This window comes from Domibacillus sp. 8LH, assembly GCF_038806185.1.
In the GTDB taxonomy this organism is placed as follows: domain Bacteria; phylum Bacillota; class Bacilli; order Bacillales; family Domibacillaceae; genus Domibacillus; species Domibacillus indicus_A.
Genome location: NZ_JAVJNG010000124.1, coordinates 1 through 275, shown reverse-complemented (window position 1 = coordinate 275; position 275 = coordinate 1). Strand labels below are relative to the sequence as shown.

Below are 275 nucleotides of genomic sequence, written 5' to 3'. Positions count from 1 at the left end.
CCGCGGCGCTTGATCTGCACGCCGACGAAGATGTGCGCGGCCTGCGCATCGGCGATCCGGTAGTTGAACTCGGTGACGTTGCGGTCGCCGACGAGCGAGCAGAAGCGCTTGAAGCTGCCGCGCTCCTCGGGGATCGTGACCGCGAACACGGCTTCGCGCGCTTCACCCACTTCCGCGCGCTCGGCGACGAAGCGCATCCGGTCGAAGTTCATGTTCGCGCCGGACGTGACCGCGACGAGCGTCTGGTTCTCGATGCCTTCGCGTTCCGCGTAGAG

The 275-nt window shown here is 66.9% G+C and carries 1 protein-coding gene; it reads right to left on the bottom strand.

Features of this window, described 5'->3' with window-relative positions; all coding sequences use genetic code 11:
* Positions 1-275, bottom strand: a 275-nt coding sequence (locus RG959_RS24085; RefSeq protein ID WP_483298925.1) for a hypothetical protein, incomplete at both ends; no start/stop codon positions are given.